Annotated in this window: 17 protein-coding genes; 9 read left to right on the top strand and 8 right to left on the bottom strand. The window is 63.4% G+C overall.

What is annotated here, in order from left to right; genetic code table 11:
- Positions 1-103: 103 nt before the first annotated feature.
- Positions 104-1,531 carry an MFS transporter gene (locus BQ8482_RS08435; protein ID WP_244602657.1) on the top strand — a complete coding sequence of 476 codons (1,428 nt, stop codon included), beginning with the start codon at positions 104-106 and terminating at the stop codon, positions 1,529-1,531.
- A 41-nt stretch (positions 1,532-1,572) separates the two neighbouring features.
- Here the strand turns inward: BQ8482_RS08435 and BQ8482_RS08430 are convergent, their stop codons facing one another.
- Positions 1,573-2,589, bottom strand: a complete 1,017-nt coding sequence (locus BQ8482_RS08430; RefSeq protein WP_123147034.1) for a polyprenyl synthetase family protein — start codon at positions 2,587-2,589, stop codon at positions 1,573-1,575.
- Positions 2,590-2,752: 163 nt separating this feature from the next.
- Between BQ8482_RS08430 and BQ8482_RS08425 the strand changes: the two genes are divergently transcribed.
- From BQ8482_RS08425 to moaB, 6 genes are all read left to right on the top strand, one after another.
- A complete protein-coding gene (locus BQ8482_RS08425; RefSeq protein ID WP_095491081.1) occupies positions 2,753-2,977 on the top strand; it encodes a putative signal transducing protein in 225 nt (74 codons plus the stop codon).
- A complete protein-coding gene (locus BQ8482_RS08420; RefSeq protein WP_123147033.1) occupies positions 2,977-3,777 on the top strand; it encodes a tRNA1(Val) (adenine(37)-N6)-methyltransferase in 801 nt (266 codons plus the stop codon). The genes BQ8482_RS08425 and BQ8482_RS08420 overlap by 1 nt, the downstream gene beginning before the upstream one ends.
- Positions 3,778-3,861: 84 nt before the next feature.
- Positions 3,862-4,728: a S49 family peptidase gene (locus tag BQ8482_RS08415; protein WP_123147469.1), complete on the top strand. Its 867-nt coding sequence runs from the start codon at positions 3,862-3,864 to the stop codon at positions 4,726-4,728.
- An 82-nt stretch (positions 4,729-4,810) separates the two neighbouring features.
- Positions 4,811-4,996, top strand: coding sequence for a hypothetical protein (locus tag BQ8482_RS08410; RefSeq protein ID WP_095491078.1), 186 nt, complete (start codon positions 4,811-4,813; stop codon positions 4,994-4,996).
- 37 nt (positions 4,997-5,033) lie between these two features.
- A complete protein-coding gene (locus BQ8482_RS08405) occupies positions 5,034-5,924 on the top strand; it encodes a 4-(cytidine 5'-diphospho)-2-C-methyl-D-erythritol kinase (RefSeq protein ID WP_165848498.1) in 891 nt (296 codons plus the stop codon).
- Positions 5,911-6,468 carry a molybdenum cofactor biosynthesis protein B gene (moaB, locus tag BQ8482_RS08400; RefSeq protein WP_123147031.1) on the top strand — a complete coding sequence of 186 codons (558 nt, stop codon included), beginning with the start codon at positions 5,911-5,913 and terminating at the stop codon, positions 6,466-6,468. The genes BQ8482_RS08405 and moaB overlap by 14 nt, the downstream gene beginning before the upstream one ends.
- A 47-nt stretch (positions 6,469-6,515) precedes the next feature.
- Here the strand turns inward: moaB and BQ8482_RS08395 are convergent, their stop codons facing one another.
- The 4 genes from BQ8482_RS08395 to BQ8482_RS08380 form a co-directional block, all read right to left on the bottom strand.
- Entirely contained in the window at positions 6,516-7,490 is a 975-nt protein-coding gene (locus tag BQ8482_RS08395; RefSeq protein WP_123147030.1) for a phytanoyl-CoA dioxygenase family protein, read from the bottom strand.
- A gap of 259 nt (positions 7,491-7,749) precedes the next feature.
- Complete coding sequence (locus BQ8482_RS08390) at positions 7,750-8,577, bottom strand: MBL fold metallo-hydrolase (RefSeq protein ID WP_123147029.1); 828 nt, start codon at positions 8,575-8,577, stop codon at positions 7,750-7,752.
- 139 nt (positions 8,578-8,716) lie between these two features.
- Positions 8,717-9,652, bottom strand: a complete 936-nt coding sequence (locus tag BQ8482_RS08385) for a cyclase family protein (protein ID WP_123147028.1) — start codon at positions 9,650-9,652, stop codon at positions 8,717-8,719.
- A 187-nt stretch (positions 9,653-9,839) separates the two neighbouring features.
- Positions 9,840-10,346: a glycosyltransferase gene (locus BQ8482_RS08380; protein ID WP_095491071.1), complete on the bottom strand. Its 507-nt coding sequence runs from the start codon at positions 10,344-10,346 to the stop codon at positions 9,840-9,842.
- Between the two features lie 150 nt (positions 10,347-10,496).
- On the opposite strand from BQ8482_RS08380, the gene BQ8482_RS08375 reads away from it, so the two are divergent.
- Together BQ8482_RS08375 and BQ8482_RS08370 are read left to right on the top strand one after the other, a co-directional pair.
- The gene (locus BQ8482_RS08375; protein WP_123147027.1) at positions 10,497-11,651 is read left to right on the top strand and encodes a PA0069 family radical SAM protein; all 1,155 of its coding nucleotides are present in this window, start codon (positions 10,497-10,499) and stop codon (positions 11,649-11,651) included.
- Positions 11,652-11,806: 155 nt separating this feature from the next.
- Complete coding sequence (locus BQ8482_RS08370) at positions 11,807-12,502, top strand: ribonuclease HII (protein WP_123147026.1); 696 nt, start codon at positions 11,807-11,809, stop codon at positions 12,500-12,502.
- Positions 12,503-12,754: 252 nt separating this feature from the next.
- On the opposite strand, the gene BQ8482_RS08365 is transcribed toward BQ8482_RS08370, so the two are convergent.
- Genes BQ8482_RS08365 through BQ8482_RS08355 form a run of 3 tightly spaced genes read right to left on the bottom strand, consistent with a single transcriptional unit; the run spans position 12,755 to position 14,141 of the window.
- On the bottom strand, positions 12,755-13,246 hold the full coding sequence (locus BQ8482_RS08365) for a F0F1 ATP synthase subunit B (protein WP_123147025.1): 492 nt from the start codon (positions 13,244-13,246) through the stop codon (positions 12,755-12,757).
- A gap of 10 nt (positions 13,247-13,256) precedes the next feature.
- Positions 13,257-13,856, bottom strand: a complete 600-nt coding sequence (locus tag BQ8482_RS08360; RefSeq protein ID WP_123147024.1) for a F0F1 ATP synthase subunit B — start codon at positions 13,854-13,856, stop codon at positions 13,257-13,259.
- A 60-nt stretch (positions 13,857-13,916) separates the two neighbouring features.
- On the bottom strand, positions 13,917-14,141 hold the full coding sequence (locus BQ8482_RS08355; protein WP_023799397.1) for a F0F1 ATP synthase subunit C: 225 nt from the start codon (positions 14,139-14,141) through the stop codon (positions 13,917-13,919).
- Positions 14,142-14,210 lie beyond the last annotated feature (69 nt).

Here is a 14,210-nt window from a genome sequence, read left to right as displayed (position 1 = left end):
TGCGATCTCCATTTTTTATCGATCAACAAATAATCCGCTTGACTTCGGATTGCAAACTCAATTCTTTGTCGATCGATAAAGAATCGTCGACATGGAGATTGACATGAGTTCACTCGATCAGGGCGCGCCGTTCGCCGGGGCAACAGGGGTCGGCGCGAAGCGCGGCGCCACGCTGGCATTGCTCGCTTTCGCGCAGCTCATCATCGCACTCGACCTCAACATCGTCTTCGTGGCGTTGCCGGAAATCGGTGACGGGCTGGGCTTTTCGGGCCAGACCCTGCAATGGGTGGTCAGCGCCTACACCGTGTTCACCGGTGGCTTCCTGCTGTTCGGCGGTCGGGCCGCTGACCTGATCGGCCAGCGCCGCGTTTTCATCTTTGCGCTTTGGCTCTATGCGCTTTCGTCCCTGGTCGGCGGCCTTGCCTGGTCGCCGGAAGTCATCATCACGGCCCGTGCGGTGCAAGGCATCGGCGCCGCCTTCCTGTTCCCGGCCACGCTGTCGCTGATCAACCGCCTGTTTGCCGAGGGGCCGGAGCGCAACCGGGCACTTGCGGTCTGGGGCGGCGCCGGAGCGAGCGGCCTGACGCTCGGCTCGCTGGCGGGAGGGCTTCTCACCAGCGCCTTCGGCTGGCCCTCTGTCTTCTATGTCAACGTGCTTTTGGCGGGGGTCGCGATCGTCGCGGCTTTCGCCATCATTCCGCGTGACAGCAAGCGGCACGAATACCGCAGCTTCGATCTGCCGGGCGCGCTGGCCGTCACCACCGGCGCGACCTTGCTCGTCTTCACGCTGGTTCAAGGGCCCGAATATGGCTGGTGGTCGACCGCGATCATGGCCAGCGCCTTGCTGGCGGTAATTTTCCTGACCACCTTCGCGGTGATAGAGGCCAAGAGCGCCGACCCGCTGATGCCGCTGCGCCTGTTCCACAACCGCAGCCTCGTCGCCGGCATGACGATCACCTTCCTCTACATGGGGACCTTCGGGGCCCTGCCCTACTTTCTCACCGTGCTGCTGCAGAACGTGCATGGCTTCACCGCCTTGCAGACCGGCTTGGCGTTCCTGGTGCCATCCATCGCCATCGCGGCCGGCACCCAGGTCGGCGAACGTCTGGCAACGCGTTTTTCGACGCGCGCCACGCTGGTCGGCGGCATGGTCGTCGGGGCGATCGGGACGGCCCTGATGGTATCTGGTGCCGACGCCGACAGCAGCTATCTGTCCCTCGTACCCGGCTTGATCATCTCCGGCATTGGACAAGGCATCGTCTGGACTGCCATGTGGATCGCCGCCGCCTCGGGTGTTTCCCATGACGAGCAAGGTGTCGCATCGGGGATGGCTTCCACCATGCTCAATGTCGGCAATGCGATCGGCATGGCGGTGTTGATCGCGATTGCCAACCGCCATGTCGGCGGATTGACGGGCGGTGCCTTGAAGATCGCCGTCGCCGACGGCATTCAGGTCGCCTTCTGGCTCGCTGCGGCAGGCATCATTTTCAGCCTGCTCGCCGCAATGGTTCTTCCGGGGAAACCAAGATGAGGGGGCGGGGCGCCGTGCCGGCCAAATGTCGGCGATGCCTTTCAGTTCACCCGGCTGATGCAGAAATCGATGACGTCGATCAGCGCCGATTTCTGCGGCGTCGCTTCAAGCGGCGCCAGCGCGTCGCGCGCGATCTCGCCGAAATGGCCGGCGCGCCCGATAGTGTCAGCGATCGCGCCGTGGCGAGTCATCAATCCGATCGCCTTTTCCAGCCCGGCGTCGTCGGTGAAATTGTCCTCGATGGCGCGCTTCCAGAAGGTGCGCTCGGCCTTGGTGCCGCGCCGGTAGGCGAGAATCACCGGCAGCGTCACTTTGCCTTCGCGGAAGTCGTCGCCGACATTCTTGCCCAGATCCTTGCTGGTGCCGCCATAATCCAGCGCATCGTCGATCAGCTGGAAGGCAAGGCCGAGATTCATGCCATAGGAGCGCAGCGCCGCACGATCGTTTCGCGTCGCCTGGGCGATAACTGGACCGACTTCGGCGGCAGCCGAGAAGAGGGCCGCGGTCTTGGCCTTGATCACCGCGAAATGCTCATCCTCCGTGGTTTCGAGGTTCTTGGCGGCGGCGAGTTGCATCACCTCGCCCTCGGCAATGATCGAGGCGGCGCTGGACAGGATGTCGAGCGCTTCCAGCGAACCGACATCGACCATCATGCGGAAAGCCTGGCCGAGCAGGAAATCGCCGACCAGCACGCTCGCCTGGTTGCCCCAGATCATGCGGGCGGTCTTCTTGCCGCGCCGCATGCCGCTCTCGTCGACGACATCGTCGTGGAGGAGCGTGGCGGTGTGCATGAACTCGACTGATGTGGCGAGCTTGACATGGCCCTCGCCGGAATAGCCGAACATCTGGGCTGAGGCGAGCGTCAGCATAGGCCTCAGCCGCTTGCCACCCGAAGAGATCAGGTGGTTGGCAATCTCCGGGATCATCTCGACGTCGGAACCGGCCTTCGACAGGATCAATTTGTTGACGCGCCCCATATCGGCCGAAGTCAGGTCGATGAGATCCTTGATGGATGCGGCTTCCCGCTTCCCGTTTTCAATGTTGAGAACGACACCCACGACAAAACTCCCGTCTTAAGTCACGCGCACGACGGCACCCCGATACCGCTGCAGACTCTAGGGCGGTACCCACAGGCACGGCAAGAGGCGATTTGGCGCGGTCGAGGTGGCGACGGGAGCCACCCACGTTTACATAGACGCTGCAACCTGCGAGTTTCGTCCGATGATAGAGCTTATCCGCACCAACGATGCCGTGATCATCTCATTTGTCGAATCACTGATGCGCGATGCCGGCATCGGCTGTTTCGTCGCCGACCAGAACATGAGCGTGCTCGACGGTTCGATCGGCATCCTGCCCCGGCGCATCATGGTCGACGCCGACCAGGCCGATGCGGCGCGGCGCATCCTGACCGATGCCGGCATCGCCAACGAGATGCGCCAGACCTAATGTCCGCGGCGCGCGCCACCCTTGCCCAGGACACGCCGGCCCATACGGTCGATGCCTTCCATCGCGGGCGGTTCTGGCTTGTGCAGCCGAAACAGGCCGGCCATCGCGCCGGCATGGACGCCATGATGCTGGCGGCCTCCGTGCCGTCCGCCTTCGCCGGGCGCCTTGCCGATTTCGGCGCGGGTGCCGGTGCCGCAGGCCTGGCCGTGCTGTCGCGCTGTCCTGATGCCGAGGCCGTGCTCATCGAACGGTCTCCGGAGATGGCTGCCTTCGCCGCAACGACGCTTGCCCACCCCGGCAATGCGCATCTCAACGACCGCGCCTCGGTGCTCGCCGCCGACGTCGCGCTGTCGGGCCAAGCGCGAACAGCCGCCGGGCTTGCCGACAATTCCTTCGATTTCGTCATCATGAACCCGCCCTTCAATGCCGCCGAGGATCGCGCCACTCCCGACCCGCTCAGAAAGGCGGCGCATGTCATGGAGGACGGGCTGTTCGACAGCTGGATCCGAAGTGCGGCTGCCGTGGTCAGGCCGCGCGGTGGTCTTGCCGTGATTGCCCGGCCGGATCAGCTCGGCGCCATCCTCGATGCGATATCAGGCCGCTTCGGCGACGCCGAGATGCTGGCCGTCCACCCTCGCCCCGAGGCAGCGGCGATCCGCATTGTCGTCAGGGCAATACTCGGCGCACGCGGAAAACTGTCGATCCGCCCGCCGCTGATGCTGCATGCACAATCAGGCGACGGCCCAACCGAGCGGACCGAGATGATCAACAACGGGCTGGCTTCGCTGTTCGGCGACTGAGCCTTTTTCTACCGGCCGGCGGCGCGGCATTGCCGTTGGCCGGCGAATCCCTACATGCCTTCAAGCCAATCGAGCGGAGACCCCGTGAAACGCTTCCTGAACCGCCTACTGCCGAAATCCTGGCGTTCCGACATCGTCGTCATTCCCGTCATCCGGCTGCACGGCACGATCATGCCCGGCGGCGGCCAGTTCCGGCCCAGCCTGTCGCTCGCATCCACTGCCGGCCCTATCGAGAAGGCGTTTTCCTTCGATGCGCCCGTGGTCGCCATCTCGATCAATTCGCCGGGCGGCTCGCCGGTGCAGTCGCGGCTGATCTTCAGACGCATCCGCGACCTGGCGACCGAGAAGAACAAAAAGGTACTGGTCTTCGTCGAGGACGTGGCGGCTTCGGGCGGCTACATGATCGCGATCGCCGGCGACGAGATCTTTGCCGATCCGTCCTCCATCGTCGGTTCGATCGGCGTGGTGTCGGCCTCGTTCGGCTTTCCCGAGCTGTTGAAGAAGATCGGCGTCGAGCGCCGCGTCCATACTGCCGGCCAGAACAAGGCGGTGCTCGATCCGTTCAAGCCCGAGAAAAAGGAAGATATCGAGCGGTTGAAGGCGCTGCAGCTCGATGTCCACGAGACGTTCATCGACCTCGTCAAGGACCGGCGCGGTCCCAAGCTCAAGGACGACTCGGACCTATTCACCGGCTTGTTCTGGACCGGCAAGAAGGGGCTGGAGCTCGGCCTTGTCGATGCGCTCGGCGATATGCGCAGCGTGCTGAAGACCCGTTTCGGGCCCAAAACCCAGCTCAAACTGATCACGGCGCCGCGCGGCCTGTTCGGCCGCTTCGGCTGGTTCGGCTCAAGCAAGTGGGGCTTTTCGGCGCCCGATATCGCCGCTGCTGCCGCAAGCGGCGTGATCGATGCGGCGGAAGAGCGCGCGCTGTGGGCGCGCTTCGGGCTTTGAAAAACCGGCAAAAGCGTCTAACTTAAGAGCTTGACCGACCCGACCGGCCACCGCAGCCGGCCTTGCGAGGAAGGAGTTTGACATGCCACAGATCATTTTCTTCATCGCAGTCGGCCTGCTCGCCTATTTCGGCTATCGCTCCTTCATCAGGGAAGCCGAGCGCGTGACGGCCAAGATACGGCGCACCGAAAAACAGGCTACCAACGGCACAATGGGCACGCTGGTCAAGGACCCGAAGACCGGCGAATACCGTCTGGCCAAGGACTGACATCATCTCTCTCGCGACTGACACAGCGGATTCCGGCATCACCGTTCGGGCATTGCATGCACATGCCAAGATAAATCTCGCGCTGCACGTCACCGCCAGGCGCGCCGACGGCTATCACATGATCGAGAGCCTGGCGGTGTTCACGCGCTTCGGCGACAGGGTCGAGATCGAGATTGCCGACAGCGACGGGTTTTCCGTGTCGGGCCGATACGCCTCCGCGGTCCCGCTCGACGACGGCAATCTGGTCGTGAAAGCGCGCAACGCGTTGCGAGAGCAGGCCGGTCAGCGGCATATGCCGCCGGTCGCCATCAGGCTCGAAAAGAACCTGCCGGTCGCGTCGGGCGTCGGCGGCGGGTCGAGCGACGCCGCAACGGTGCTGCGCGGGCTGGCTGAGACATGGAGACTGGACCTCGACGACGCCGACCTGGCGCGGATCGGCCTCTCGCTTGGCGCCGACGTTCCCATGTGCCTCGCGGCAAAGCCATTGATCGCGCGTGGCGTTGGCGACGAACTGTCGGCCGTGCCGGGCTTTCCCGCACTCGGGCTGGTTCTCGTCAATCCCGGCACTGCCATCTCTACGGCCGACGTGTTCAATGCGCTTTCCGATCGTAACAATGAGGGACTGCCGCCGCTGCCGCGCAGCCTCGACTTCCACAGTATCCGCAACTGGCTGGAGATCACCCGCAACGATCTCGAGCCCGCGGCGCGGGCGATCCAACCCGCCGTCGGCAAGGCGCTGTCGGTGCTCGACAAGGCCGGAGCGGGGTTCGCCCGGATGTCCGGTTCCGGCGCGACCTGCTTCGGGCTGTTCGAGACCGGCAATGTCGCCAAGCGCGCGGCCGTCGATATCCGCAGCCGCCATCCCGACTGGTTCGTCGCCGCGACGCGAAGCATGACATCGGAGGCTGACATGCATGGCCAGGATTGACGAGAGCCGCTCCTTCATTCCCGTGCGCATCGCGGTGCTGACCGTTTCCGATACGCGCAGCCTCGCCGACGACAAATCCGGCGAAACGCTGGCCGACCGCATCGTGGAGGCCGGCCATATCCTGGCCGCCCGCGACATCGTCACCGACGACCGCGAAAAAATCCGAGACAAGGTTCTGGGCTGGTCGAGGGACGACGCGATCGATGTCGTCATCACCGCCGGCGGCACCGGCTTTACCGGCCGCGATGTGACGCCGGAGGCGCTGGAGCCGATCTTCGAAAAGCGCATGGACGGCTTTTCCGAAGTGTTCCACCGCATTTCCTATGACAAGATCGGCACTTCGACGATCCAGAGCCGGGCGACCGGCGGCGTCGTCAACGCGACCTTCGTTTTCGTGCTGCCGGGTTCGCCCGGCGCCTGCAAGGACGCCTGGGACGGCATTCTGAAGCCGCAGCTCGACTACCGGCACATGCCCTGCAACTTCGTCGAGATCATGCCGCGCCTGGACGAACATCTGAGGCGCGGCGGCACCAAGACAAGTTAGGCCAGGTTCCCAAAAGGCTGTTTCGGGCCAAAAATCAGCGCCAAAAATCAGCGAATAACCGGCTCGCCGTGGAACCGCCGGCGCGAGGGCGGCGAAACGCCGAAGCCGACTTCCATCATCAGCCGCGGTTTGCGCGTCGGCACGGTGCCCATGTGGAAGCCGAAGGGATCCTCGACAAAGCCCAAACCTGCCTCGCCGGTCAGCATAATCGGGCTCTGCGCGCCGTAGACATTCAGAACCTCTTCCGCGGGGTGGCCGACAAGAAGCGTCATCTGATGCTTGAGGATGCGGCGATTATGGCTGCCGCGAACATAGACATGCGGACCGGTCTCGGCATCGACCGGATTGAGATAGAAGAAGAATTTCAGCATCCGCCAATCGTCGAGATCGAAGTGGTATTTGCCAAGCGACGCCAGGTTCTTCTCGGCGTCGGAGACAGAGCTCGTCGGAAAGCTCCACCAGACGCGCGTGGTGATCAGCTTCGCCTGGCTGCCGAGATAATGGGCTGCGATGTCGAGAAGCAGCGGGTCGCGCTGTACGGTAAGCGCAGCGTTGCAGTCGAGAACCCGCTCGAAAAAATGGCCGCTGAGCAAGGGACGGCCGAAGTGCTTCTCGGCCTCGGCATGTTCGGCCGGCAGGAACTCCAGGCGACGGTCGAAATTGCCGAAGCAAGGCGTGCGCTGCGCAAAGCTGGCGATTTCCTCGTGGATCGACGACGGCAGGGCAAGCCCGGAAAAGAGGCCGTCCGAGCGGAGCGCGCCGACCACCGCGTCACGATCGACGCCGGCGAACATCGTCTCCTGGTCTTTTTGTGTGGGTCGAACCGGTTTTGCGCCACGCCAATGCAACCGCCGCGCCGGCATGGTGCGCGCCAGCATGAACATCGGCAGCCATGCCGGATTTTCGCGAAGGTCCGACAGATAGGTCGGAATCCGCACCGCAATGCGGCGCAGCAGGCTGCCGTTTCGGGCGATCGACTCGAGGCTTGCAGCACCGGATTGGTCAGGACTTGAAAGGGTCATCAGGATCCTCAGCTATAAGGGCGCGTCGACGAAGCGTCGGCCGCTCACCGCTCAGGCGTTACCCAAACCCATCCGCCCGCATCAAAGGAATGGTAAGCCCCGGTTAGATTTTGTGCAATGCACAATGAAAGGAGCTGTCGCAAACTTTCCAGCAAGCTTGACGGAGCGTTAAGGGCTCGTTGATTTCGCAACAGCGAGTGTTTTGAGCGAGGTGGAACGAAGAGGTTGCGCACGGTGGAGAAGATCGCGACGAAGCGATTCAAACCCCGTCGAGAATGACGATCGTCGGCCGGTCTGGCAGGGTCTTCAGCGAAACCGTCAGCGACTGGCTGGACAGGAATTCCACTGCGAAATCGTCGCCCATCCTACCTGTGAATTCGCTGATCGGAGTCGCATGGCGATGCATCGGCAGGATCATCGAGGAATAGAGCCGCGCGGTGATTTCGGTCATCCGGTCGAGCGACAGCGTCATGCCGCCGTCGATAGGCACCATAAGGATGTCGAGCCGGCCGATGGCGCCGTAATGCGCGTCTTCCAGCCGGTGGTGCAGATGGCCGAGATGGCCGATGCAGAGCCCCGCCACTTCGAAAATGAAGATGGAATTGCCGTCCTTGCCGAGATCGCCGCCATTGCGGATATCCGTCGGCACGTTGCGGATGTAGACATCGTCCACGACAAGGGCGTGCCGCGCCGGACCGCCGTCCGGATTCCAGCCGCGCAGCACATACTCAATGGCGGGATCCGGATGGTCCGAATAATGGGTGCGGTGCGCCTTGTTCATGGTCACCACGCGCGGCAGCGGGTCAGCGCCGTAAACGCCGGAAAAGTCGGTGGCGATCCTGACGCCGGCGGGCGTCTCGATGATGTAGGTCGAATGGCCGGCATAGGTGATCGTAACGTCGCCGTCGACGAAAGCCTCGGCCAGCGGAGGCGTCTGCGCCTTTGGCGCTGTGAAGCTGGCATAGGTGGCCGACGGCAGCGCTTCGGCGATCGCAACGCATCTCGACGGCGGCGGCTCTGCCTGGGCCGAAGCGGCGAGCGGCCAGAAAGCCAGTATCAGCAGAACGGCGGCAGATAGGCGGAGCATGGCTGCCTCCCGTGGCAGGACTGGCGCTCATGCCACGATAGCGCCAGCAACTATGATGGCTATCGTCGGGACAGTCACGTTTTCGCGAGCGCCGGAGGAGCTGAACGTCTGCCCGGCGCCCGGCTGACATCGCCAGTGATCAGGGCGTCGGACGGAAGACGCCGTTCTCGTCGCGCTTGAGCGGCGCCTTCTGCCGCGAAAGCGGGGCACCAGGCGCTTCGGTGACCGAAACGCCCTCCGTCCAATCGGCGGGTGCAATAGCGATGTAACGCGCATATCCGCCTGACCCGCCAAGCGGCTTGGCAAAGCCGATTGTAACCAACGCCCCGGCCTCAGGCACCTTGTCGAGGTTTGCAACGCCTTCTGCCTGGGTGAAATCGTTGTGAAGCAGCCAATGTTCGCCCTCGAGATTGGGCGTGGTGTCGGTGTCGAGCGGCTCATGACCGTGAAACAGAATCTTCCGCTCCAGATGCAGGAACTTCAGCGCGTCCAAACTGACGCCTGGAAACGGCTTCTGGTTGAAGCGGGCGGCATCGGACCATTTCTTGTACCAATCCGAACGCACGAAGACGACCGAACCCTCCGGTATGCGGCCGTGCTCCTTTTCCCATTCTTCGATGTCGGCGACCTGGAGGTGATAGCCTTCGTCGCTCTGCACCTTGCCGCTGATGTCGATCACGACGAGCGGCCGCACGGCATAAGTGGCCGGCAGGTCGCTGATCGTTGCACCGAGTGGATTCCAATGGGAGGGTGGATCGAGCTGCGTGCCATATTGGTCCGTCGTCAACTCGTAGGCGGTCGCAACGAATCCATGCTTGTCGTAGGTGAACTCTTCGCCGGCCTTGACGTAGCCCTCGATATCCCGACCGGCGACAGTCGGTTTGAACTTGGCATTGGCGAAGCCCGGCCATACAGGCTGCACCGGCTCGAAGGCGTGGGTCAGATCGATGTACTTGGCCGATTTGAGCGTGTTCTCATAAACCGACCAAAGCGACGATTCCTGCGCCACCGCGATCGCCGGCACTGACCAAGCGGCTGCCAGCGAGGCGATACGAACGAATTTAGATACATTCATCTGCAATCTCCCCGAATATTGCTGAGTATCGCGAGTTTCCCGCAGGACGACAAGCATATGCATTCCTCCAAGAGTATCGCGCCAAAGCGGATTCCATCATGCCGCTTTCCGCCCACGGCTTGCGCGCCGCCTCATCCTAACGAAGGACGCGACGTTCCCTCGCCCGCTATGGGGAGAGTGACGACCGTCACTTCGCCGGCGCCACCCAGATCTCGGCGTCGAGCCTCTTGGTCGCAAGGCCGCGCGCGATGGCTTCGGCGCTGCGGGCGTTTTTCGATAAGGCCGCGGCCTGACGCTTGCTGATCACCAGCCCTTCGGCCAGTGCCCGGTTTCCCGAAAATACCCGCGACAGGAACGGCACGCGACTGCCGCGCGCCCGCGAAAACCGCGCCGGCATGGTTTGCCGGGCCGTGTGGGCGACGACTTCGTCGATCCAGCCTTCCGCCAACCGCGCCCCCGGCTCCAGCAGCAGCAGCCAGTCGCCCTTGGCCTGCCTGATGCCGGCAGCAATGCCGCCGCTCGCCACATAAAGGCAGCCGGCATGTTCGGCAACGCGGTGCGTCTGGTCGGTCGAGCCGGTGTCGCAGACGATGACATCGCGCACCACGCCCTCGACCGCGCCGCCAATCAGCGAGGCAAGTGTGCGGGCAAGTCTCTCTTCGTCATTCAGGGTCTGGATGAGAACGCTAAGCATCGTTAGCCGAATAGCGGAATGCGGGGCGCAGTGCCAGTTTTTGCGTCGCATCGCAAAATGTTCTTGATTTGTTCTGCTGGAAAAAATAGGATTATTTTCATGAACAGAGCGATTCGACAGCCAGCCGACAGTCCTTGGGAGAGGGCAAAAATGGAACAGATCGTACGTGCCAACATTGCCGCCTTCGGGGCTGGAAGGGCCGAGATGGCCAATGCAATGATCGAGCAGAGTGGCGTCCGAATCCGTCCAGACCGCAATCGCGGCCGGTCCGCCGGCATCAACCCGTCCGGCCGGTTCGAACCGGTCAGCCGGCATGTGTTCGATGATGGCTGGAACTCGCTGGAGGAGCTGCCGCCCTTCAAGACCGAGGTGCAGGTCGAAAAGCCGCGCACCATCATCACCCGTAACGAATCGCCCGACATTTCCTTCGACCGCTCGATCAACCCCTATCGCGGCTGCGAGCATGGCTGCGTCTATTGCTTCGCGCGGCCGACGCACAGCTTCATGGGCCTGTCGCCCGGGCTGGATTTCGAATCGAGGCTGTTCGCCAAGCCGGATGCGGCGCGGCTACTCGACAAGGAACTGTCGAAGGACGGCTACCAGCCGCGCACCATCGCCATCGGCACCAACACCGATCCCTATCAGCCGATCGAGAAGCAGTACCGGATCATGCGCGAGATCCTCGAAGTGCTGGAGGCGCGCGGCCATCCGGTCGGCATCGTCACCAAATCCGCGCTGGTGACGCGCGACATCGACATTCTGTCGCGCATGGCCGAACGCGGTCTGGCCAAGGTGGCGCTGTCGGTGACGACGCTCGACCGGATGCTGGCCAGAACGATGGAGCCACGCGCGTCGACGCCGACCAAGCGGCTGGAGGCGATCAGGCAGCTTTCGGACGCCGGCATTCCGGCCTCGGTCATGGTCGCTCCGATCATCCCCGGCCTGACCGATCAGGAGATGGAACGCATCCTCGATTCGGCACGTGCGGCAGGAGCGCGCGAGGCCGGCTATGTCGTGCTGCGCCTGCCGCTGGAGGTCGCGCCGATCTTCAAGGATTGGCTGCTGCGCCATTATCCGGACCGCTACCGTCACGTCATGTCGCTGATCCGCTCGATGCGCGACGGCAAGGATTACGATTCGGATTGGGGCAAGCGCATGAAAGGCTCCGGCCCCTATGCCTGGCAGATCGGCCGGCGCTTCGAGATCGCCGCCAAACGGCTTGGCCTCAACGCCGAACGGCGGTCCCTCAGGACCGACCAGTTCGTCGTCGCGGCCAAGGCAACCGAGCAACTGATGCTGCTGTGAAGACATCGTGTGCCGCCGCTGCCGGCGGCACATGAAAAATCCCGTCCGGCCTGTCCTTGTCCCCGGGCTTGCAGACGGTGCCCTCCGGGTCCGGTGCCTCACCCGACCCGGAGGGGCTTGCGGAGAATCGGAGCCGATGCGAACCTCGCCGCAACATGGCTCGCGCGCGTTCTGATTCTCCGCTTCTCTTCGAAATCGTTGAGAGACCCGATTTCTCCTTCGAGACGAAGGCGATGGCCGAAGGACTATGGCCGGTGGCGGGAATGGACGAGGCAGGTCGTGGCCCGCTCGCCGGGCCGGTCGTGGCGGCAGCGGTGGTGCTCGATCCCGCCAACATTCCCGACGGCCTCGACGATTCCAAGCGCCTCAGCCATCTGCAGCGCGAGGCGCTGTTCCTGAAAATCCTAGGCTCCGCTCTTGGCGTGTCGATGGCTTCGGTCAGCGCCGAAGGCATCGATGGCAGCAATATTCTCAAGGCCAGTCTCGAGGCGATGCGCCGCGCATTGGTCGGCTTGTCAGTGCAGCCGAAATTAGCCTTGGCCGACGGGCGCGACGTGCCGCCCGGACTGCCATGCGAAGGCAGAGCGCTGATCAAGGGCGACCAGCGCTCGCAGTCGATCGCCGCCGCCTCGATCGTCGCCAAGGTGATGCGCGACCGCATGATGTGCGGCTGCGGCAGCCATCACGCGCATTATGGTTTCGAACTCCATATGGGCTACGCCACAGTCCGCCACCGTGCCGCGATCGAGCTGCATGGACCGGTGGCGCGGCTGCACCGCGCGTCCTTCGCACCGTTCCGGTTTGGCGGAACCGAAGTGCTCGACGAAGAGAGTTTTTCGGGTCTGGATTAAGCGATGGTCCATCGTCGCGCTTTCTCCCCCATTGAGGGGGAGATGGCCGGCAGGCCAGAGGGGGTAGCCGCGCGTGAAGCGCCAACCTCCTCTTTCATTCGACGTATTATCCGATATGGCGTCGCGCCAGCCGAGGCGACCCCCTCTGTCGCCTTCGGCGACATCTCCCCCTCAAGGGGGGAGATTATCCCCGCCATAACAAAAAGCCGCCAGGTTACCCAAGCGGCTTCGATGACTTCCTGATGAAGTCGCTTAGTTCAGCTTCGACTTCACGTCCTGAAGCGAGGCCTTGAACAGGTCGGCGCCCGCCTTTGCGTCAATCTTGCCGGCGAGCAGCGTGCGTGCGGCTTCGACGGCGATATCGACGGCGCTTGCGCGCACTTCGCTGATCGCCTCGCGCTCGGCCTGACCGATCTTCTGTTCGGCAAGTGCGGTGCGCCGGGCGACATAGTCCTCGGTCTTCTTGTGCGCCTCGGCAGCCAGCATGTCGGCCTCGCGCTTGGCGGCGGCGACGATGGCGGCGGCCTCCTGCTCGGCTTCCTTGCGCTTGCGCTGGTATTGGCCGAGCAATTGCTGGGCCTCCTCGCGCAGCCGGCGCGCTTCTTCAAGCTCGTTGCTGATCTTGTCGGCGCGGGCGTCAAGCGCCTTGGCGATCAGCTTAGGCACCTTGACGTAGACGGCAATGGCCACGAAAATGACGAGGGCAGCGGTGGCCCAAAGCGTCGCGAGTGATGTGGCGTCCATGATGCGCTCCTCACCGGGCCACGGATTTGACGGCTGCCGCGATCTCGGCCTTGCTGGCCTTGCCGCCGACAAGCGCCTCAACGATAGCAGAAGCGGTGTCCTCGGCGATCGTGCCGACTTCCTTCATGGCATTGGCCTTGATGGATGAAATGCGAGCCTCGGCTTCGCCAAGCTTCTGGTCAAGCGCAGCCTCAACCTTCTTGCGGGCGGCCTCGGCTTCCGCCTTGGCGGCATCGTTGGCCTGCTGGCCGATCGCATTGGCCTTGGTCTTGGCCTCCGCCAATTCCTGCTCATAGGCGGCAACGGCTGCATCGGCCTCGCCCTTCAGCCTGGCGGCATGGTCGAGATCCTGCGTGATGCGGTCGTTGCGGACATCGATGATGCCGCCAACACGCGGCATCACCACCTTCTTCAGGAACAGGTAGAACAGCCCGAAGGTGATCGCCAGCCACAGAAGCTGCGACGGGAATGTCGCCGGATCGAATGGCGGGAACACGCCGTGCGCCTCGGCAGGCACGCCGGTGCCGGAATGCGTATCGCCTTCCGTGCCGGCATGGCCGCCTTCGGCGGCGGGCGCGGACTCTTGCGCAAAGGCAGATGTCACGAACATGGACTATCCCCTGATATCAGGCCTGCCGCTGATTGCGGCCGGCCCGTCCAATTCCCAATGTTAGCCGAACAGGGCCAGAAGCGCGATGAGAAGGGAGAAGATGCCCAGCGCTTCGGTCACGGCGAAGCCGAAGATCAGGCGGCCGAACTGGCCATCCGCGGCCGACGGGTTACGCAATGCGCCCGCCAGATAGCTGCCGAAGATGTTGCCAAGGCCAATACCGGCGCCACCCATGCCGAGGCATGCGATGCCGGCGCCGATGAACTTTGCTGCTTCTGCTTCCATGTGTTCAACTCCTTTGGATCTAAAATTCCGTTGCAATTCCATCCGGCAGCAATGCCGGAAACTCTTGGG

Source organism: Mesorhizobium delmotii, from assembly GCF_900149755.1.
In the GTDB taxonomy this organism is placed as follows: domain Bacteria; phylum Pseudomonadota; class Alphaproteobacteria; order Rhizobiales; family Rhizobiaceae; genus Mesorhizobium; species Mesorhizobium delmotii.
Note: the sequence above shows the minus strand (reverse complement) of the source record. Positions and strands in the feature narration are given on the sequence as shown.

Bases quoted from the DNA above. Each gene is read 5' to 3' on its own strand.
- BQ8482_RS08435 (WP_244602657.1), top strand. From the start codon at position 104: ATGAGTTCACTCGATCAGGGCGCGCCGTTCGCCGGGGCAACAGGGGTC.
- BQ8482_RS08425 (WP_095491081.1), top strand. From the start codon at position 2,753: ATGATAGAGCTTATCCGCACCAACGATGCCGTGATCATCTCATTTGTC.
- BQ8482_RS08420 (WP_123147033.1), top strand. From the start codon at position 2,977: ATGTCCGCGGCGCGCGCCACCCTTGCCCAGGACACGCCGGCCCATACG.
- BQ8482_RS08410 (WP_095491078.1), top strand. From the start codon at position 4,811: ATGCCACAGATCATTTTCTTCATCGCAGTCGGCCTGCTCGCCTATTTC.
- moaB (WP_123147031.1), top strand. From the start codon at position 5,911: ATGGCCAGGATTGACGAGAGCCGCTCCTTCATTCCCGTGCGCATCGCG.
- BQ8482_RS08395 (WP_123147030.1), bottom strand. From the start codon at position 7,490: ATGACCCTTTCAAGTCCTGACCAATCCGGTGCTGCAAGCCTCGAGTCG.
- BQ8482_RS08390 (WP_123147029.1), bottom strand. From the start codon at position 8,577: ATGCTCCGCCTATCTGCCGCCGTTCTGCTGATACTGGCTTTCTGGCCG.
- BQ8482_RS08385 (WP_123147028.1), bottom strand. From the start codon at position 9,652: ATGAATGTATCTAAATTCGTTCGTATCGCCTCGCTGGCAGCCGCTTGG.
- BQ8482_RS08380 (WP_095491071.1), bottom strand. From the start codon at position 10,346: ATGCTTAGCGTTCTCATCCAGACCCTGAATGACGAAGAGAGACTTGCC.
- BQ8482_RS08375 (WP_123147027.1), top strand. From the start codon at position 10,497: ATGGAACAGATCGTACGTGCCAACATTGCCGCCTTCGGGGCTGGAAGG.
- BQ8482_RS08370 (WP_123147026.1), top strand. From the start codon at position 11,807: ATGGCTCGCGCGCGTTCTGATTCTCCGCTTCTCTTCGAAATCGTTGAG.
- BQ8482_RS08365 (WP_123147025.1), bottom strand. From the start codon at position 13,246: ATGGACGCCACATCACTCGCGACGCTTTGGGCCACCGCTGCCCTCGTC.
- BQ8482_RS08360 (WP_123147024.1), bottom strand. From the start codon at position 13,856: ATGTTCGTGACATCTGCCTTTGCGCAAGAGTCCGCGCCCGCCGCCGAA.
- BQ8482_RS08355 (WP_023799397.1), bottom strand. From the start codon at position 14,141: ATGGAAGCAGAAGCAGCAAAGTTCATCGGCGCCGGCATCGCATGCCTC.